A 19254-nucleotide genomic window follows, 5' to 3' on the forward strand; every position below is an offset into this window, starting at 1 on the left:
GTATCACGCACATTCGGCTTGAACAGACTATTGGGAAGACGTCGCTCCCGAGCCTGAGTCCAGCGAGGATGGTCAACCGTCGGGTTCACATTCGCGTAGAAGCCGTATTCATCCGCTGCAATGCTTTGCCAGGTCGTCTTTGGCTGCTCACTGACCAGACTGATACGCACGATGGATTTGACACTCTTGAAACCGTACTTCCACGGCACCACCAGACGCAACGGCGCACCGTTCTGATTCGGCAATTCCCGGCCATACATGCCCACAGCCAGGATCGCCAACGGATTCATCGCCTCATCCAGACGCAGGCCTTCTATGTAAGGCCAGTCGATCAGGGCAAACCCTGAACGCTGCCCAGGCATGCTCTTGGGATCCTGCAAGGTTTCAAAACGGATGTACTTGGCGTTGGACGTCGGCTCAACCTGCTTGAGCAGCGCTGAAAGAGGGAAACCGATCCAGGGAATCACCATCGACCACGCTTCGACACAACGCAGACGATAGATGCGCTCCTCCAACTGGTAAGGTTTCATGAAATCTTCCAGTGCATAGCGCCCCGGCTTACCCACCTCCCCGTCCACCACCACACTCCAGGGTTCGGTCTTCAGCGATCCGGCATTGGCCGCCGGGTCCCCCTTGTCGGTACCGAACTCATAGAAGTTATTGTAGTGAGTCGCGTCCTTATAGGGCGTGATCGCCTCATCCTTGACGTTCACGGCTCCCCATTTGATAGAAGACTGCTTCTCGGCAAACCAGGCGGGCGCATTGCCAGACTCGACATCGGCATAACGGGCGGCCTCTTCGGCACCGGCCCATCTCGGCAGACTGCTCATGGCCAGACCGGCCGCCGTAGCACCGAGCAATTGTCGGCGAGAGAGATAAATGGATTCAGGCGTGACGTCCGACTCGTGGCAATCAGACGCTTTGGGGAATTTGATCAGCATGACTACTCCGCAGTTTTGGAGGACAGATGCACCCATAGACTGCGGAGTATGAGGGAAATTACATCACTCGACGTTTTTGTGGCGACGAAGATGCAACAAGTACTGCACCGGCCCCGAAGCTGCATAGGCAAGGAACACCAATAGCAGAATGCGCGGAGGATCACTGAACACAACGGCGAACACCAGCACCACGGCCAGAATCGCAACGAACGGCACGCGCCCCTTCAGATCCAGTTCCTTGAAGCTGTTGTATTTGATGTTGCTGACCATCAGCATACCGGCAGCCGCGACCATCAGTGCAACGAGGAACGACATCTTCGAACCCTGGATCCCGTAATCGCTGAATGCCCAGACAATCCCGGCGACCACACCGGCAGCCGCCGGGCTGGCCAGACCGATGAAGTAACGCTTGTCGGCGGTCCCGACCTGAGTATTGAAGCGCGCCAGACGCAACGCCGCACCCGCTACATAAATGAAGGCGACCATCCAGCCGACCTTGCCCATGTCACCCAGCGCCCAGCCAAATGCGAGCAATGCGGGCGCGACGCCGAAGGCAACCATGTCCGACAGCGAGTCGTACTCGGCACCGAATGCACTTTGTGTATTGGTCATGCGCGCCACACGACCATCAAGACCATCGAGCACCATGGCGACGAAGATCGCGATGGCCGCGAAGGCAAAGTACTTGCTCGCGTTCGCCGCGTCCCCGGCGCTCAACGCAGCCTGAGCACTCATCGAGTTGATGATGGAGTAGAACCCTGCGAACAGGTTCGCGGTGGTGAACAGGTTCGGCAGAAGATAGATACCACGATGCCGGACTTTCCGACCTTCTGCGTCATGCCCTTCTTCGACATGTTCATCGATGGGCAGCAGGCTTTCGGCGTCTGAAGCCTGGTTCGGCTCTTCGGGGCGTTCGCTCATGAACATTACCTTGCAACGGATTGGACATTTTCGACAGGTGTCTGGGACGACGGTTCGACCACAAACGATGCAGCTTTATACCAGAACAGCCCGCCCATACGAAAAAACGCGGCCAGGGCCGCGTTTTTTTCTTACAAGGGTCGACGACTCAGTTTTTGGTTTTGTCGACGATCTTGTTGGCACTGATCCACGGCATCATGGAGCGCAGTTGCTCACCGATGATTTCGATACCGTGTGCAGCGTTGTTACGGCGCTTGGCGGTCATCGAAGGGTAGCCGGTAGCGCCTTCGCTGATGAACATCTTGGCGTATTCACCGTCCTGAATACGTTTCAGGGCGTTGCGCATGGCCTGACGGGATTCGGCGTTGATCACTTCCGGACCGGTCACGTACTCGCCGTATTCAGCGTTGTTGGAGATCGAGTAGTTCATGTTGGCGATGCCGCCTTCGTACATGAGGTCAACGATCAGTTTCAGTTCGTGCAGGCACTCGAAGTAGGCCATTTCCGGCGCGTAGCCAGCTTCGACCAGGGTTTCGAAACCGGCTTTCACCAGCTCGACGGTACCACCGCACAGAACAGCCTGTTCGCCGAACAGGTCGGTTTCGGTCTCGTCCTTGAAGGTGGTTTCGATGATGCCGGTACGACCGCCACCAACGCCCGCAGCGTAGGACAGCGCAACATTCTTGGCATTGCCCGAGGCGTCCTGATAGATCGCGATCAGATCAGGAATACCGCCGCCTTTTACGAACTCGGAACGTACAGTGTGGCCTGGCGCTTTCGGCGCGATCATGATCACGTCGAGGTCGGCGCGCGGAACGACCTGGTTGTAATGGATCGAGAAACCGTGGGAGAACGCGAGGGTAGCGCCTTTCTTGATGTTCGGCTCGATTTCGTTCTTGTACAACTGACCCTGGAACTCGTCCGGGGTCAGGATCATGACCAGATCGGCGGCAGCGACAGCGGTAGCCACGTCAGCGACTTTCAGACCGTGGGCTTCAGCCTTGGCAACGGTAGCCGAACCTTTACGCAGGCCAACGGTAACGTCGACACCGGAGTCTTTCAGGTTGCACGCTTGAGCGTGGCCCTGGGAGCCGTAACCGATGATGGCAACTTTCTTGCCCTGGATGATCGACAGGTCACAGTCTTTATCGTAGAAAACTTTCATGAATTTCCCCTTTATATCCAGGCCGCTCAGGCCATTCGCTAATTTGGTTTAGATGCTGAGTACTTTGTCGCCGCGGGCAATACCGGTCACGCCACTACGGACGGTTTCCAGAATCGAGGCGGTGCCGATGGACTGAATGAAGCTGTCGAGCTTGTCGCTGGTACCGGTCAGTTGAACGGTATACACGCTGGCACTGACATCGACGATCTGTCCACGGTAAATATCGGTGGTGCGCTTGATCTCGGCGCGCTGGGCGCCAGTGGCCTTGACCTTGACCAGCATCAGTTCGCGCTCGATATGAGCGCTTTCCGACAGGTCCACCAGCTTGACCACTTCGATCAGCTTGTTCAGGTTCTTGGTGATCTGCTCGATGATTTCATCGTGGCCGACAGTGGTCAGCGTCAGACGCGACAGAGTCGGGTCCTCGGTTGGCGCCACGGTCAGGCTTTCAATGTTGTAGTTGCGCTGCGAGAACAGGCCGACTACGCGAGACAAAGCACCAGGTTCGTTTTCCAGAAGCAAGGAAATAATATGCCGCATGATTAGGTACGCTCCGTCTTGCTCAGCCACATATCGCGCATCGAGCCGTCTTTAATCTGCATCGGGTAGACGTGCTCGCTGGTATCGACCGAAATATCGATCACGACCAGCCGATCCTTCAGGGCGAACGCTTCTTCCATCTTCGATTTCAAGTCTTTCGACTCGGTGACACGAATGCCGACGTGACCATAGGCCTCGGCGAGCTTGACGAAATCAGGCAGCGATTCCATGTAGGAATGCGAGTGACGGCTGTTGTAACTCATGTCCTGCCACTGGCGAACCATACCCAGCACGCCGTTGTTCAGAATGACGATTTTCACCGGCAAACCGTACTGCAGGCAGGTGGACAGCTCCTGGATGTTCATCTGGATACTGCCTTCACCGGTGACGCAGGCGACGTCAGCCTCAGGGAAGCTCAGGCTGATACCCATCGCCGCCGGCAGACCGAAGCCCATCGTGCCCAGACCACCGGAGTTGATCCAGCGGTTCGGCTTGTTGAACTTGTAGTACTGCGCAGCGAACATCTGGTGCTGGCCCACATCGGAGGTCACAAAGGCATCGCCCTTGGTCACTTCGCACAGGGTTTCGATCACGGTCTGCGGCTTGATCTTGCTGCCGTCGCCCTTGTCGTAAGGGAACAGACCGCGATCACCACGCCACTCATCGACCTGCTTCCACCAACTGGCCACGGCGTCCTTGTTCGGGGTTTCGCCGATTTCCTTGAGGATCGCAACCATTTCGGTCAGAACGCTTTCCACCGGGCCGACGATTGGCACGTCAGCCTTGATGGTTTTGGAAATCGAAGCCGGGTCGATGTCGATGTGAATGATCTTGGCGTTCGGGCAGAACTTTGGCGCGCCGTTGATCACACGATCGTCGAAGCGCGCACCGACCGCCAGGATCACGTCGGCGTGGTGCATCGCCAGGTTCGCGGTGTAACTGCCGTGCATGCCGAGCATGCCGATGAACTGACGATCAGTGCCCGGATAGCCGCCCAGGCCCATCAAGGTGTTGGTCACCGGCAGGTTGAGCATTTTCGCCAGCTCGGTCAGCGGCGCGGAGCCATTGCCGAGAATCACGCCGCCACCGGAGTACAACACAGGACGCTTGGCCGCCAGGAGCATTTCTGCCGCCTTGCGGATTTGTCCGGAGTGACCGCGAACGGCGGGGCTGTAGGAACGCAGTTTGGCTTTCTTCGGGAAGATGTATTCGAACTTCTCGGCCGGATTGGTCATGTCTTTCGGGATATCGACCACGACCGGACCCGGACGACCGGATTGCGCCAGGTAGAAGGCTTTCTTCATGACTTCCGGGATTTCCGAAGCGTGTTTGATCATGAAGCTGTGCTTCACGATCGGCCGGGAGATACCGATCATGTCGGTTTCCTGGAACGCATCGGTGCCGACCATGGTGCTTGGCACCTGACCGGAAATGATCACCATCGGAATCGAGTCCATATAGGCCGTAGCGATACCGGTGATGGCGTTTGTGGCGCCTGGACCGGAAGTCACCAGTACCACGCCGGCTTTACCGGTGGCACGGGCATAGCCGTCAGCCATATGGGTAGCCGCCTGCTCGTGACGAACCAGGATGTGGGTCACTTCCGGTTCTTTGAACAGGGCATCGTAAACATGAAGGAGAGCACCACCCGGGTACCCGTAGATATATTTGACGCCTTCGTCACGCAAGAAGCGGACGAGCATCTCACCGCCAGATAAAAGCTCCACGTTGTTCACCTCTAAAACGCCAGAATACCGTCCGCAAAAAGGCGAACGGGTCTTAATAGGTTTACTTCTCGGCAGAGCATGAGCGACGGTGGTCGCCGACTACGTCAGCACTGACTGAGCAAGTATTGGGATCGTCCCAAGTGTTGCGGGCCTTTCCCACCCAGCGCGAGGTAACGCGTTGCGGGTGTAACAGGTCGACGCGGATAGGCGCCTCATGATCTGCCGAGAGGGTCTGCTTCTGGCAGTCCCTGTACAGCGGACTTTGGATTCTTCTGTTTCGCCCTCTCCAAGTCAAGCCGTCAACGTGCTTAATTGTGGGTAACCACATGAGAACGCAAGAAAAAACCTGAAAAGCGCTACTCTGTTAGCGTCAATTGCGCAATTTTGCCAAGGAATCAGCATGCGAACGCTTCTCGCCGCTCTGCTGATCGGCCTCAGTCCCTGGTGCCTGGCCGGTCAGATCTACAAATGGGTCGATGCTCAAGGTGTCACGCACTTCGATGCACAACCGCCGCAAGGTCAGCCGGCAACGACAGTGCAAACGCCGCCCTCGCCTCCCCCGCGTCCGCCAGCCATACCCGGCAGCGGCCCGCTGGGTGATCAGAAAGCCATCGATGACAAGGTCAGAAAACAGGTCGCCGACCAACAGAACCAGCTCAAGGTCTTTTGCGAACAGGCACGCACGAATCTGGCGCAGCTGCAGAACAATCCGCGCCTGAGAGAGGAAACCGAAGGGGAGCTGCGCCGCCTGAGCGATACGCAACGTCAGGAGCGTATCGCGGAGACGCAGAAACAGATCGCCGAAAACTGCCAGTAATCACTGGCAGTCGGCGGTTCAATGAGCTGCAGTGATCAGCAGATCGAATTCTTTGAGCAACACCTGCAACTGCCGGTCCTGGCCCTGCAGATTGCGCTGGGCGAAGACCATCTGGGCCATTTCCTGAATGCCCGAGGCTTTGGGTAACGGCAGATCCTGCTCAAGGATCACCTTCATCCGCGGCAGAAAGATCCATTGCAGCCACTGCTCGAACTCGAGGGTGTCGACCGAGAACGGCTCGACACTGCTCAAGGCTTCGACAGAAGGCTGGACCTCGTCCCACCAACCCTGGGCACGCAGTTCACGCTCGATCAACAACAGTTGATCGGCGACTTTCGAGAGACGCGGGTCCATCACAGCGAAACCCTGGCTTTCTGACGGGCCAGTGCAGCGCCAGCAGAATCACCCTGCTTTTCGCGAGCCTGGGCGATCAGCTCCCAAAGGCTGGCCTGCAGGTCCGGACGACCGTTAGCCATGGTCAGCGCACGGCGCGCGGTTTGCTCGGCTTGCGGGGCATCGCCCTGGGCCATGCGCACTTGCGCCAGACGGTAAAGCACTTGCGGCTCACGCGGTGCAACGCGCTGAGCGCGCTCGAGGCTGGAGGATGCGCCATTCAGGTCGCCGCCGGCCTGCTGTTGCTGCGCAGTGGTCAGCAGAGCGAGTACCGGGCCGTCCAGTTGCTCATCAGCGGACAAACCGCCGCCACTGCTGGCCGAAGGAATGCCGCTCGGCGATGAAGGCATGCTGTAGCTGCCGGAGCTGATCGGCGCGGACTCGACCGGCGAAGGGTTGTAGGGGCCCGGTGTGATACCGCCAGAGGCCGGCCCCGGAACGATCGGCGAAGTGCTGATCGGTGCCGACGTCGCGGCGCCGCCACCGGGCACCATCACCACGACGCCAGTATCGCCCTGCGGGATGGCCTGGGATTGCGCCTGGCCTTGTACCGGGCGCTTGACCGTGGTTTTGCGAAAGCCGCCGTTGGCTGAAAGACGCTCGCTGTTGGACACGGTTGTGCCGGCGTCCACCACCGGGATCGAACCACGCTGTACGGTGGAGCAGCCGCTGAGCAAAGCCACGGCGGTCACCGCTGGAATCAACCACTTGTTCACTTGAAACCCTCTTCGCTTAATTCATCCAGCCCTTGACCCAATCCATCACCGACTCGCCCGATGCCGGGCTTTCGCCCGCACAGGATGCGCCGGGTGGCGGTTCGCTGCCGCGAATATACGGCATCTGCACGGCGCCGGGACAGTTGGCATCAGAGCCCTGGCCAGTACGTGAATCGACCCACGCCTGAACCACGTTGTCCGGCTGCGGCATGTCCAGCGGCAGCGGATCGGCCTTGCGCATGAAACTGGTCCAGACCTGCAATGCACCGGTGGCACCGGTGAACGGCGTCTTGCCGTTATCGTCGCGACCGAGCCAGACCACCGCCAGCAGATCCTGACTGAAACCGGCGAACCAGCTGTCGCGCGAATCGTTACTGGTGCCGGTCTTGCCGGCCAGTGTCAGGGTTTTTGGCAGCACGTTGTAGACCGAGCTGCCGGTACCTTCACGCATGACCCGCTGCATGGCGTTCTGGATCAGATAGATCGACGCCGGATCGAAACGCTGCTCGATCTGGAACGGATAACGTTTGAGCGGCTCGCCTTCGGCGGTCAGTACACTGCGAATCCCGCGCATCGGCGTATTGAAGCCGCCGTTGGCCAGTGTCTGGTACATGGTTGCCACTTCGATCGGCGTCATGCCACCGGCCCCCAGCAGCATCGACGGGAACGCCGGAAACTCTCGGGTCACGCCCAGACGCCCGATGGTCTTGAGCACGTTCGGAACACCCACTGCCAGCCCGAGACGCGAGGTCGACAGGTTGTACGAATGCGCCAACCCCTGATAAAGGAAAACCGTACCGTGGGAGCGACGGTCATAGTTCTGCGGTTTCCAGACCTGGCCGTCCGCGCCCTTGATGGAAAGCGGATCGTCCGACAACCAGCTGGTGAGCGTGTACTGGCTCGGTTTTTCCAGCGCCGTCAGATAAACCGCAGGTTTGACCAGAGAACCGATCGGACGCACCGCATCCAGCGCCCGGTTGAACCCGGCGTAACTGGCCTGACGGCTGCCGATCATCGCCTGGACTTCACCGGTCTCCGGGTTGGTCACGACCATTGCCGCTTCCACATCATCGGAACCCTTGCGGCCGGCAAGACGCTTGAAGGTGTCATTGACCGATGCTTCGGCTTTCATCTGCAGGATCGGGTCGAAGCTGGTGAAAATCCGCAGCCCCTCTTCGGTCAAGTCTTCGTCACGGTAGTCTTCACGCAGTTGACGCTTGACCAGATCGATGAAGCCCGGGAAGGAACTGTCGGCCAGTTTGCCGCGCGTGGTCACGCCCAACGGCATTTTCTTCGCGGCCTCCACCTGTTCGGCAGAAGCCACGCCTTGTTGCTCAAGTACATCGAGCACCAGGTTGCGACGCTCCAGCGCCCGCTCCGGGTTGCGACGCGGGTTGTAATAGGACGGGCCCTTGACCATGCCGACCAGCAACGCGACCTGATGCAGTTTCAGTTCGGACAACGGCTGGCCGAAGAAGAACTGGCTGGCCAGACCGAAACCGTGCACCGCCCGCTGCCCGTCCTGACCGACGAAGACTTCGTTGAGGTAGGCCTCCAGAATTTCCTTCTTGTCGTAATGCAGCTCCAGCAGCATCGCCATCATGGCTTCGGTGAGTTTGCGGGTCAGGCTGCGTTCGTTGGTCAGGTAGAAGTTCTTGACCAATTGCTGGGTCAACGTACTGCCACCCTGGGTCATCCTGCCGCCAGACGTGTTAACCCAGATTGCCCGGGCGATTGACTTCGGCGACACGCCCCAGTGGCTGTAATAATCCCGGTCTTCCACTGCAACCAGGGTTTCCAGCAGATACGGCGGTACCTGATCGAGCTTGATCAGAATCCGGTCTTCAAGGTTTTTCGGGTAGATCCCGCCAATCAGCAGCGGCTCCAGACGTACCACCGACAGCTTCGAACCATTGATCGCCGAAAGTTCGGCCACGTAGTCACCGGAGAATCGCACACGAACCGGCTGCGGTTTCTCGAGGCCTTCATAGAACTGGAAGCCGCGGGTGTTCAGATCGACGGTGTTGCCGTTGACCGCGGCTGCGCCGGGACCGTTGCTCACGGCTTCGCGGCGATAGCCCAGGGCATCGAGTTCGGTGAGGAAATCGTCCTTGCTCAGCTTCTGTCCGACGAACAGCTCGAGCGGGCGCGCGTACACCTTGGCCGGGATGGTCCAGCGCTTGCCGGAGAATTTCTCCTGCACCACGGCATCGAGGTAAACGGCGAAGCCGGCCAGCACCACAAGGCCGACCAGACTGAGTTTCAGGGCCCAGCCCAACCATGGGCGCAGGCCCCGGGAAGGTGGTTTTTTAGGAGTGCGGGGGGATCGAGTACGAGTCATGGCGGCGGATTATACGCACTTTATTCATACTCAACAGGAGCGCTCCGAGGTTTGCGTCGAGCGGGCGAGCGGCCATAATGGCGACCTCGAATTCCCCCAGTCTCTGAAGGATCGCCTGTGAGCCAGTCCCTGATCGCTGCCCTGCAAAACCCGGCCTTATACCCGCACCCTGTCGAAGGGTTCCAGGTCATCGAAACCCATATTTCGTGGGTCCTGCTCACCGGTCCTTATGCTTATAAAGTGAAAAAACCGGTGAACTTCGGCTTTCTCGATTTCACCAGCCTCGAATCCCGCGAGCATTTTTGCGGTGAAGAGCTGCGTCTCAACCAGCGCCTGACCGACGATTTGTATCTGGAAGTGATTCCGGTCACCGGCACTGCTGAAGCGCCGCAATTGGGCGGCGAAGGCCCGGCCATCGAATACGTGCTGAAAATGCGCCAGTTCCCGCAAACCGGGCTGCTGAGCACTCTGCAAGCCAATGGCGAGCTGACAACCACCCACATTGACGAGATGGCCGAGCAGATTGCCCGCTTCCACCTCAGCGCGCCGAAAGTCCGAGCCGAGCACGACGCCGGCACGCCTGAAAGCGTGATGGCGCCGGTTCGTCAGAACTTCGAGCAGATACTGCCATTTCTCAGCGACAAGGCCGATCTGCTGCAACTGGATGCCCTGCAAGCCTGGGCCGAAAGCAGCTTCGAACGTTTGAAACCACTGTTCGCACAGCGCAAGACCGAAGGCTTCACTCGCGAATGCCACGGCGACATTCACCTGGGCAACGCCACGCTGATCGATGGCAAGGTGGTGATCTTCGACTGCATTGAATTCAACGAGCCGTTCCGTTTCACCGATGTCTGGGCCGACACCGGTTTCCTGGCGATGGACCTTGAGGACCGGGGTCTGAAATCCCTGGCCCGCCGTTTGGTCAGCCAATACCTGGAACTGACCGGCGACTATCAGGGCCTGGAAGTGCTGAACTTCTACAAGGCTTACCGCGCACTGGTGCGTGCGAAAGTCGCGCTGTTCAGCATGCCGGCCGACGCAACTCCGGTACAGCGCGCCACCACTTTGCGCCAGTACCGCAACTACGCCAACCTGGCAGAAAGCTACAGCACCATTCCTTCGCGCTTCATGGCGATCACCCATGGCGTATCTGCCGTCGGCAAAAGCCACGTGGCCATGCGCCTGGTCGAAGCGCTGGGCGCGATTCGCCTGCGCTCCGATGTCGAGCGCAAGCGTCTGTTCGGCGAACAAACCGTCGCCAACGATGTACAGGCCGGGATCTACAGTGCCGATGCCAGCCTCGCTACTTATGCTCGTCTGCATGAAATCGCCAACGTGATCCTGCACGCCGGTTTCCCGGTTGTGATCGATGCCACTTACCTCAAGCGCGAACAACGTGACAGTGCAGCCAAGGTTGCCGAGGCCACCGGCACGCCGTTCCTGATCCTCGATTGCAACGCACCACAAGCGGTGATCGAGAGCTGGCTGGCGATTCGTCAGGCTGACAAGAAGGATCCGTCCGACGCCACGCTGGCCGTGATCGCAGCACAGCAAGCCAGCCGTGAAGCGCTGACCCCGGACGAAATCCTGCGCAGCAAACGCGTACAGACCAATGAATCCGGAACTCTGGATACCGTCGTGGCACAAATTCGCCAGCGTCTGCCGGGGCTGTAAGAAACTATTTCGGCCGTGAAGCCCTCGCTCGCTTCACGGCCGTCAAATAGTGGCACTATACTGGCGTCATAAAACCAACAGGTGATCTGACATGAGCCAGCCGAAACTTCTCGACACCCCGCTTTATGCCTTGCTGCACAAGGACGACATTGCCGGTTTCAACAAGGAACGCCCGAAAGACGGCCCGATCGACATGGTCGGTGGTGATTTCCGTGGCCTCGATCTGCGTGAACTGAATGCCGACGGCGTGGATTTCCGGGACGCCTACTTCCGTTCCGCCGACTTGCGTGGCATTGACTTTCGCAATGCATCACTGGAAGGCGCCAGCCTGGCCCATGCGCAGATTTCCGGTGCTTACTTCCCCCCGGAACTCAGTGCCGATGAAATCCTGATGTCGATGAATTTCGGTACGCGTCTGCGTTATCGCACCCGCTGAAACGCTTGAAATTAACCCGTCCAGCGCCCCCGCTTTGCGCTGGACAAGGTGCCATTAGTCTCTCTCCGCCGTATTCCTCAGTGAAAAACTGACACCTCTTAGAAGCTTTTGCGTCGAATCCGACCAAAGAACCACGCTTTTCCTACTGATGGCTACACTCCTGAGAAGATCGCCCACGCACCATTCGGCCGTCGCAAGGAGGCTTGATGAATGATGAACTGCAACACCTGAAGAATCTTGGCAAGACGTCGGCGCAGTGGCTGCATGCCGTGGGCATCCACAGCGCCTCGGATCTGCGTCGCCTGGGCGCCGTGGATGCCTACCGGGCCGTGCGTACGCGCGGGTTCCGGGCGTCGAAGGTGTTGTTGTATGCGATCGAAGGGGCATTGATGGATGTGCACTGGAACGACATTCCCGCTGAACGCAAGGATGCTCTGAACAAGCAGCTTGAAGCCATTTCTTCTCGCCACAAGAACTGACGGGCACTCACCTTCATGTACCTGCTCGGGGAACAATCGGCGTCGGCCGAGGCGCTCATCAATCATTTGCAGAGCCTGCCCGCTCAATGGCTGCCGGGGCTTGCGCCATGCGGCCCCGCCCTGGAACTGGAGGCCTCGCAGGATCTGCTGGCGCAATTGCCAGGCGATCAACTCTTTCTACTGACAGAGGGCACCGTCAATGGTCGCCTCGGTGGCCGCGCGTTGCTCTATTGGCAGGAAGGTGACCTGATCGGCCTGCAACAAGGCCCGGGGTGGGCGGACTGTATCCTTTGCTGCGATGCACCCGTGAGTCTGCAACCGTTCCGGCGCAATGACCTGTTTCAACATCTGCGTACGGATCCTGCACGCTGGGACTCATTTCTGAACTATCTGCTCGGGCAAATGGCACTGCTGACTCATGCCGTCGCCGAACTGAAGCCGAGAGAGTTTCGCAGCACCAATGGATTCAAACGGGTCGAGGCTGGAGAGGTCTTGATCCGTGAGGGAGACCCTGCCGACCACGTATTCGTGATCATCGAAGGACATGCGCAGGCATTCGTCGGCGGTCACAAGGTTGGCGACGTACCCAGGGACGAGATCTTCGGCGCCATGGCGATATTCACAGGGGAGCCGCGCAACGCCACTGTCGTCACTTGCGAACCGAGTACCGTGATGCTGATTCCCGGTGACCAGTTTTTGAGCATGACCCGCAGCAACCCGAAAATCGCCCACAGCCTGATCGAAAGCATGGCGCGGCGCATCGATCAGCTCAACAGGCAGCTCACCGCCCTTGAGCGTCCAGGCTGAAACCTGAATTTTCGAGAATTTTCAGCCATTCACCAGACGATTCAAAAGAAACGAAAAAACATCGATTGACATGTTAATGAGAATCGCTATGATTATCACAACTGGTCGCGAGATCAGTCGATATTCTGAAAAGCCCTTGGTTCGGACTCTCAGATTATCTCCTCATCAGGCTAATCACGGTTATTTGACCCGGTTCTTCCGGGTCTTTTTTTGCCCACAGGAAAGTCATTTGCCGAACTGTTTGCGCATTTCGGCACAGTAATCCGGTTTCGGTGTAGCAGGCGTGAACCAGACATAATCGGCCATGGCCGGCGTAACCTCGCTGCCCTGCTCCGCCAGCTTCAACACGGTCGGTGCTTCAGGTGCGCCCAGATCCAGCATATGCAGCGGTACGCCAATATCCTTGCGCGCGTGAAACGCACCGGCCAACAGCAATGCAGGCGCAGGTGCAGCCAACAAACGGACAGCCATGCGCCGATCCCGTTGTTGCTGAACCGCAACCATCGCCGGCATTTGCGATTGAGGCAGCAAGCCACAGTGAGAATCGCTGATCTGCCGTGCCAGTTCGTTTTTCACCCACGCAACGCTACTGCGCTCCCCTTTCAGAATGGGAGGCTTGCGATAAAACCCACGAATTTCCGTGTCATCGAGATTGGCCGACAGCAGCGGATAGGATTGTGTGAAGGCAAACCGGACAATCGGCCCATACAGATTCCAGTCCCAACCGTCCTGCCACGCCAGTTCGACCGCAAGGTCAGCGGGCGGCTTGGGTGCATGCCGCACTCCATCGACCCGCGCTTGTTGATCGGGCGTCAGCATTTCCAGCAACAGACTGCCCTGAGCACGCTTTTCGCCGAGATTCTGCAGCAGCCACAATTGCACGGCATGGTGATCGGCGTTGTCATGCTGCTCGCCGATGATCACCCGCGCCGGCTTGCCCAGGCGCGCCAAAAGCTCCTGCGAGGTCATCGCAGCTCCGGTGCGCAGATCAAGAATCTCGCCACTGACCGGAGGCGGGGTCACATGCTGGCAAGCGCCCAGTAACAACACTGCAATCAGCAGAATCCCGCGCATGTTTTCACCTTGATGATTGAATCAGCGGGCGATGATCAGCGGATGCCCGCGTTCAGGATGTGGCTGCACCAGTACTTCCAGACCGAAAACGGCCCTGAGCGACTCAGGACGCAACACATGCGCTGGTGTATCCAGCGCTACCGGGCGTCCGCCGTCAAGCAGCAGGATACGATCACAATAGCGCGCCGCCAGGTTCAGATCGTGCAGAATCACCATGACCGCCGCGCCACGAGCAGCAAATTCGCGCACCGCCTGCAACGTGGTGTGCTGATGCAATGGATCGAGCATCGAAGTCGGCTCATCCAGCAGCAAGGTCTGACCGGCCTGCCCCGGCCATAATTGCGCCAGCACGCGGGCCAGGTGTACCCGCTGGCGCTCGCCACCGGACAGCGCGAGATAACTGCGTCCACTCAGGTGTCCGACATCGGCGGCCGCCAATGCATCGGCCACAATCTCGGCGTCGCGAGCTCTTCCGCTCTGATAAGGCAAGCGCCCCATACCGACCACCTCTTCGACACGAAAGGCGAAATCCAGTGTCGATACCTGCGGCAGTACTGCCAGGCGCCGGGCACGCTGAGTGCCGCTCCAGCGATCCAGGCTTTCACCGTCGAGAAGAACATTGCCTTCGCTGCCACGGAGTTCACCGCATAACGCCCCGAGCAAGGTACTTTTGCCGGCGCCGTTGGGGCCCAGCACGCCGAGCACTTCACCCGATTCCAGTTGCAGGCTGACATCAGCCAGTACCGTCTTGTGACCACGACGGATGTGCAGATTGTGCGCACTCAGCATCAGGCACGTCCTCGCAGCAGCAGATACAGGAAGAACGGCGCACCAATGAATGCAGTGACGATACCGATCGGCAGTTCCGCCGGTGCCAGCGCCAGCCGGGCCACCAGATCCGCCAGCAACAGCAGACTGGCCCCAGCCAGCACGGAAGCCGGCAACAACACCCGATGATCCGGCCCGGCGAGCAAACGCACCAGATGCGGCACCACCAGCCCGACAAAGCCGATCATCCCCGCCGCCGCCACTGCGGCACCGACACCCAGCGCCGTACAGAACACCAGTTCACGTTTGAGCCGCTCGACATCAATCCCCAGATGCCCGGCTTCCGATTCCCCAAGCAACAACGCATTCAAAGCCTTCGCCCGGCGCGGCAACCACAACGCGACGCCGGCGCTGATGATCAGCAGCGGCCACAATCGCGCATAACTCGCACCATTGAGACTGCCGAGGTTCCAGAAGGTCAGGGTACGCAGGGTGGCATCGTCCGCCAGATAGGTGAAAAGCCCCACTGCCGAACTCGCCAGCGCCGTCAGGGCGATGCCTGCCAGCAACATGGTCGCGACATGGGTCTGCCCGTTGCGACGACCAAGACGATAGACCAGCGCCGTCACCCCAAGACCGCCGAGAAACGCACACACAGACAGCAGATACGGGCCGAACCATTCCGGCAAACCGCCGAAGAACGAACCACCGACAATCGCCACCGCCGCGCCTAAAGCAGCGCCACTGGATACGCCAACCAAGCCGGGATCGGCCAACGGGTTGCGAAACAGGCCCTGCATCGCCACACCGGATAACGCCAGCACGCCGCCAACGGCCAGCCCGAGCAAGGTCCGCGGCAGGCGAATCTGCCCGAGAATCAGCTCAGCCTGCTCCAGCCCGTCCGGCGCCAGCGGCACGCCGATCATGCGCAATGCCGCGCGCAAGGTATCGAACAGCGGCAGGCTGACCGGCCCCAAAGCCAGCGACAACCAGATCGCCAACAGACACAGCAGAATCAGGCCGATGAACAAGCCACGGGGTTTGACCAGCGTGCTCATTGGCCGCTCTGGGTCGGGTAGAAACCGTCAGACAGGGTTTTCAAAGCAGCAGGCAAACGCGGCCCGAGCCCGCCGACCAGCAGCGTCGGGTCCAGCTCCAGAACCCGTCCGGACCTGGCCGCACGGCTGGAATTGAGGATCGGGTTTTCCTTGAACAAGGCCGCTTTCGCCGCTTCGCCAGTCAGCGCACGATCAGCAAACACCAGCACTTCAGGATCGAGCCCGGCCAGCGACTCCACGGAAAACGGCTTGTAGCCGGTGTGAGTGGCCAGGTTATGTCCGCCCGCCTGTTGCAGCATCCAGTCGGCGGCGGTGTCCCTGCCGGCAATCAACGGTTTGCCGCCCGCATGCCCCAGCAGCAACAGCACACCCGGTGCTTTCTGTTTCGACTGCACCGCAACCACGAGCGCCTTCTGTGCGTCGAGTTGCTGTTGATAACTTTGCAGCAGTCGAGCCGCCTGAGTCTCGGCGCCCAGCAACCGCCCCAGACGGGTGACGTTCTTCTCCAGCGTCGGCAGATCCGGTCGGGCCGAAAACAGCTCCACCTGTACTCTGGCACTGCGAACCTGCGAAATCACCGGCGGCGGCCCCATTTCCTCGGTGCCGATCAGAATGTCCGGACGCAGGCTGAGAATACCTTCGGCCGACAGACTGCGCTGATAGCCGATACTCGGCAGCGATTTGAGGGATTGCGGATGCTGGCTGGTCGTGTCGACGCCCACCAGTCTGGCCTCGCCGCCCAGGGCACTCACCCACTCGGACAAGGCACCACCGGCGCTTACCCAGCGTTGCGGCAATTGGGCCGCAGTAGCCTGGTGACTGACCAGAAGTCCGACACACAGTGCGGCAACGCGAGTAATCAGGCGCATAGGCAGCATTCCTTCATGGGATTTTCCCGGGCATCGAGACGTCAGGCCAAGTATCCTCGGCAGCGCCACCGCACAACGGGCGAAGGCGGCCATTTGATAATTGTTTGCATTTGAACGTCAAGCTCGGACATATCCGGACACGACCTGACACTTGAGGATAGCCATGAAGTTTCTGTGCACGGGCGCCGATCTGGGCGAGGCCGGCAGCCGCGGGTTCGAGATCGACGGGAAAAGACTGTTCGCCGTGCGCCGGGCCGGAAGGGCCTACGTCTACCTCAACCGTTGCCCGCACCGCGGCGTCGGGCTCGAATGGCTGCCCGACCAGTTCCTCGATCCGAGCAACAGCCTGATCCAGTGCGCCACCCATGGCGCACTGTTTCTGATCGAGGACGGCGAATGCGTGGCGGGACCGTGCGCCGGGCAATCCCTGACGGCCATTGATTGCCGTGAAGACGCCCAAGGGCTGTGGGTCGACGTTTAACCGTCGAGCAATACATCCAGACGGCGATCGATCAACATTTCCTCATGGTTCAGTCGCACCCCATAAGCCAGCACCTCAACCCCGTTCGCCACCGCTTCGCGCAAGGCATCGGCGTAAGACGAATCGATTTCCACCGCTGGACGCACTGCCTCGATGCCGGTCAGGTTCACGCAGTACAGCTGCACGGCCCGAATTCCATCGCGCGCCAGATGTGCCAACTCACGCAGGTGCTTGGCGCCTCGCTGTGTCACCGCATCGGGAAATGCCGCCACCGCCGTACCGTCGAACCCCAGCGTGACACTCTTTACCTCCACGTACGCCGGTCCGCCCGGGTAATCGAGGCGAAAATCGATGCGGCTTTTTTCCTGCCCATAGGCCACTTCGCGTCTCAGCGCGGTAAAACCGCCCAGTTCGCTGATGACACCAGCCTGCAACGCTTCTTCGACCAACCCGTTGGCGCGACCGGTGTTCACACAGAACAATCGCCCCTGCGGGGTTTCGCCGATTTCCCAGGTACCGGGCAGCTTGCGTTTGGGGTCATTCGAGCGACTGAACCAGACCTGCCCGCCCTCGACCTGACAATTGAGCATCGAGCCAGTGTTCGGGCAGTGAATCGTCAGCAATTCGCCGTCAACGGTTTCGATATCGGCAAGAAAACGCTTGTAACGGCGGATCAATCGCCCTTCTTCGAGAGGAGGATGAAAGCGCATCAGCCTTGCCAGCTCTTCAAGCCGCGACCAATGCGTGCCACCGCTTCCTGCAGGCGAGGGAGGTCCTGCGTATAGGCAAAGCGCACATGATGGCTGGCCTGATAACGCCCGAAATCCAGGCCCGGCGTGAACGCCACATGTTCGGTTTCAAGGAAGTGGCGGCAAAACGCGAAGGCATCGCCACCAAACTGGCTGATATCGGCATACAAATAGAACGCCCCTTCTGGCTCGACTGCGATGGTGAAACCCAGCTCCCGCAACGCGGGCAGCAGGAAGTCGCGGCGACGGCCGAATTCGGCCCGACGTTCCTCGAGAATCGCAATGGTATCCGGCTCGAAGCAGGCCAGCGCTGCCTGTTGGGCCATGCTCGGCGCACTGATGTAGAGGTTTTGTGCGAGCTTCTCCAGCTCACTGATTGCTGCATCGGGCGCCACCAGCCAGCCGAGGCGCCAACCGGTCATGCCGAAATATTTGGAGAAACTGTTGAGCACAAATGCGCTGTCGTCGACTTCCAGCACACTCGCCGCCTCGGTGCCATACGTCAGGCCGTGATAAATCTCGTCCACCACCAGATGCCCGTGACGCGCCTTGAGGGCTGTGGACAACCCTGCCAGTTCGTCACGGGTCAGAATCGTGCCGGTCGGGTTGGCAGGCGAAGCGACCAGGGCGCCGACACTGTCGTGATCCCAGTAGCGCTCTACCAGATCCGGCGTCAGTTGATAGCGTACATCCGGCCCTACAGGCACAAGCTGCGCCGCGCCCTCGACCAGTCGCAGAAAGTGCCGGTTGCATGGATAACCGGGGTCGGCCAACAACCAGTGCTTGCCCGGATCCACCAGCAACGCACTGGCCAGCAGCAACGCCCCGGAACCGCCCGGCGTGATCAGAATCCGCCGGGGGTCGATATTCAGGCCGTAACGGGTCTGATAAAAGCCGGAAATCGCCTCACGCAGCTCGGGAATCCCACGCGCGGCAGTGTAACGGGTCTTGCCCGCCGCCAGCGCCGCCTGCCCTGCGCGAATGATCGGTTCGGCCGTAGTGAAGTCCGGCTCGCCGATTTCCAGATGGATCACATCATGGCCGGCGGCCTGCAATTCATTGGCCCGCGCCAGCAACGCCATCACATGGAAAGGTTCGATCGCACGACTGCGCGCACTGTAGGGCTGAGCCATTGGCCTTCCTTCAACGAGTGAAAAAAGACGATTCTACCCATCTGCCGGAACGAGCGAGAACCCGCCGTGGTCACAGCCTCAGGAACACTGGACTGTAACAAGACAAACGTACGCTCCAGGATTGACTAAAATCAGTGATTGTCAGGGCTCCAGCACCACCAGACA

General features: G+C 59.6%; 20 protein-coding genes (1 of these 20 cut by a window edge). 6 read left to right on the forward strand and 14 right to left on the reverse strand.

Going from position 1 to position 19254, the window contains the following annotated elements:
* The 5 genes from msrP to NWV16_RS24040 all read right to left on the reverse strand — a co-directional run.
* Positions 1 to 941 carry the 5' portion of a protein-methionine-sulfoxide reductase catalytic subunit MsrP gene (msrP, locus tag NWV16_RS24020; RefSeq protein ID WP_260521020.1) on the reverse strand. The gene continues 73 nt to the left of window position 1, outside the view, so the window shows 941 of its 1014 coding nt (coding positions 1-941); the start codon lies at positions 939 to 941; the stop codon falls past the left edge of the window.
* A gap of 63 nt (positions 942 to 1004) precedes the next feature.
* Positions 1005 to 1862, reverse strand: coding sequence for a CDP-diacylglycerol--serine O-phosphatidyltransferase (gene pssA, locus NWV16_RS24025; protein ID WP_065261609.1), 858 nt, complete (start codon positions 1860 to 1862; stop codon positions 1005 to 1007).
* Positions 1863 to 2010: 148 nt separating this feature from the next.
* Positions 2011 to 3027, reverse strand: coding sequence for a ketol-acid reductoisomerase (gene ilvC / locus NWV16_RS24030; protein ID WP_017903922.1), 1017 nt, complete (start codon positions 3025 to 3027; stop codon positions 2011 to 2013).
* Between the two features lie 48 nt (positions 3028 to 3075).
* Entirely contained in the window at positions 3076 to 3567 is a 492-nt protein-coding gene (ilvN, locus tag NWV16_RS24035) for an acetolactate synthase small subunit (protein ID WP_003205610.1), read from the reverse strand.
* 2 nt (positions 3568 to 3569) lie between these two features.
* Complete coding sequence (locus NWV16_RS24040; protein ID WP_065261612.1) at positions 3570 to 5294, reverse strand: acetolactate synthase 3 large subunit; 1725 nt, start codon at positions 5292 to 5294, stop codon at positions 3570 to 3572.
* A 400-nt stretch (positions 5295 to 5694) separates the two neighbouring features.
* Here NWV16_RS24040 and NWV16_RS24045 point away from each other — a divergent pair, with 400 nt between their 5' ends.
* On the forward strand, positions 5695 to 6111 hold the full coding sequence (locus NWV16_RS24045) for a DUF4124 domain-containing protein (RefSeq protein ID WP_065261608.1): 417 nt from the start codon (positions 5695 to 5697) through the stop codon (positions 6109 to 6111).
* Between the two features lie 18 nt (positions 6112 to 6129).
* On the opposite strand, the gene NWV16_RS24050 is transcribed toward NWV16_RS24045, so the two are convergent.
* From NWV16_RS24050 to mrcB, 3 genes are read right to left on the reverse strand one after another with little or no spacing between them, the layout of a single operon-like run.
* On the reverse strand, positions 6130 to 6465 hold the full coding sequence (locus NWV16_RS24050) for a YqcC family protein (RefSeq protein WP_260521021.1): 336 nt from the start codon (positions 6463 to 6465) through the stop codon (positions 6130 to 6132).
* Positions 6465 to 7220 (reverse strand): tetratricopeptide repeat protein, encoded by a 756-nt coding sequence (locus tag NWV16_RS24055; RefSeq protein ID WP_065261606.1) that lies wholly within the window; start codon positions 7218 to 7220, stop codon positions 6465 to 6467. Before NWV16_RS24055 ends, NWV16_RS24050 begins: the two co-directional genes overlap by 1 nt.
* A gap of 16 nt (positions 7221 to 7236) precedes the next feature.
* Positions 7237 to 9561, reverse strand: a complete 2325-nt coding sequence (mrcB, locus tag NWV16_RS24060) for a penicillin-binding protein 1B (protein WP_260521022.1) — start codon at positions 9559 to 9561, stop codon at positions 7237 to 7239.
* A gap of 117 nt (positions 9562 to 9678) precedes the next feature.
* On the opposite strand from mrcB, the gene NWV16_RS24065 reads away from it, so the two are divergent.
* From NWV16_RS24065 to NWV16_RS24080, 4 genes are all read left to right on the forward strand, one after another.
* On the forward strand, positions 9679 to 11235 hold the full coding sequence (locus tag NWV16_RS24065) for a bifunctional aminoglycoside phosphotransferase/ATP-binding protein (protein WP_260521023.1): 1557 nt from the start codon (positions 9679 to 9681) through the stop codon (positions 11233 to 11235).
* Between the two features lie 91 nt (positions 11236 to 11326).
* Positions 11327 to 11671 carry a pentapeptide repeat-containing protein gene (locus NWV16_RS24070; RefSeq protein WP_065261603.1) on the forward strand — a complete coding sequence of 115 codons (345 nt, stop codon included), beginning with the start codon at positions 11327 to 11329 and terminating at the stop codon, positions 11669 to 11671.
* 206 nt (positions 11672 to 11877) lie between these two features.
* The gene (locus NWV16_RS24075) at positions 11878 to 12150 is read left to right on the forward strand and encodes a TfoX/Sxy family protein (protein ID WP_003228231.1); all 273 of its coding nucleotides are present in this window, start codon (positions 11878 to 11880) and stop codon (positions 12148 to 12150) included.
* Positions 12151 to 12165: 15 nt separating this feature from the next.
* Positions 12166 to 12957 carry a Crp/Fnr family transcriptional regulator gene (locus NWV16_RS24080; protein ID WP_260521024.1) on the forward strand — a complete coding sequence of 264 codons (792 nt, stop codon included), beginning with the start codon at positions 12166 to 12168 and terminating at the stop codon, positions 12955 to 12957.
* Positions 12958 to 13182: 225 nt separating this feature from the next.
* Here NWV16_RS24080 and NWV16_RS24085 read toward each other — a convergent pair whose 3' ends face one another.
* Genes NWV16_RS24085 through NWV16_RS24100 form a run of 4 tightly spaced genes read right to left on the reverse strand, consistent with a single transcriptional unit; the run spans position 13183 to position 16726 of the window.
* Positions 13183 to 14031, reverse strand: a complete 849-nt coding sequence (locus NWV16_RS24085) for a ChaN family lipoprotein (protein ID WP_260521025.1) — start codon at positions 14029 to 14031, stop codon at positions 13183 to 13185.
* 21 nt (positions 14032 to 14052) lie between these two features.
* Positions 14053 to 14820 (reverse strand): heme ABC transporter ATP-binding protein, encoded by a 768-nt coding sequence (locus NWV16_RS24090; protein WP_260521026.1) that lies wholly within the window; start codon positions 14818 to 14820, stop codon positions 14053 to 14055.
* The gene (locus NWV16_RS24095; protein WP_260523581.1) at positions 14820 to 15803 is read right to left on the reverse strand and encodes a FecCD family ABC transporter permease; all 984 of its coding nucleotides are present in this window, start codon (positions 15801 to 15803) and stop codon (positions 14820 to 14822) included. Before NWV16_RS24095 ends, NWV16_RS24090 begins: the two co-directional genes overlap by 1 nt.
* 50 nt (positions 15804 to 15853) lie before the next feature.
* Entirely contained in the window at positions 15854 to 16726 is an 873-nt protein-coding gene (locus NWV16_RS24100) for a hemin ABC transporter substrate-binding protein (protein ID WP_260521027.1), read from the reverse strand.
* A 163-nt stretch (positions 16727 to 16889) separates the two neighbouring features.
* Between NWV16_RS24100 and NWV16_RS24105 the strand changes: the two genes are divergently transcribed.
* Entirely contained in the window at positions 16890 to 17207 is a 318-nt protein-coding gene (locus NWV16_RS24105) for a Rieske (2Fe-2S) protein (protein WP_260521028.1), read from the forward strand.
* Here the strand turns inward: NWV16_RS24105 and sfsA are convergent.
* Positions 17204 to 17917: a DNA/RNA nuclease SfsA gene (gene sfsA, locus NWV16_RS24110; protein WP_260521029.1), complete on the reverse strand. Its 714-nt coding sequence runs from the start codon at positions 17915 to 17917 to the stop codon at positions 17204 to 17206. The two genes, NWV16_RS24105 and sfsA, sit on opposite strands and share 4 nt — an antisense overlap.
* A complete protein-coding gene (locus NWV16_RS24115) occupies positions 17917 to 19089 on the reverse strand; it encodes a pyridoxal phosphate-dependent aminotransferase (RefSeq protein ID WP_260521030.1) in 1173 nt (390 codons plus the stop codon). Before NWV16_RS24115 ends, sfsA begins: the two co-directional genes overlap by 1 nt.
* Between the last annotated feature and the right edge of the window lie 165 nt (positions 19090 to 19254).

It is taken from the genome of Pseudomonas sp. BW7P1 (assembly GCF_024981055.1).
In the GTDB taxonomy this organism is placed as follows: Bacteria; Pseudomonadota; Gammaproteobacteria; order Pseudomonadales; family Pseudomonadaceae; genus Aquipseudomonas; species Aquipseudomonas bananamidigenes.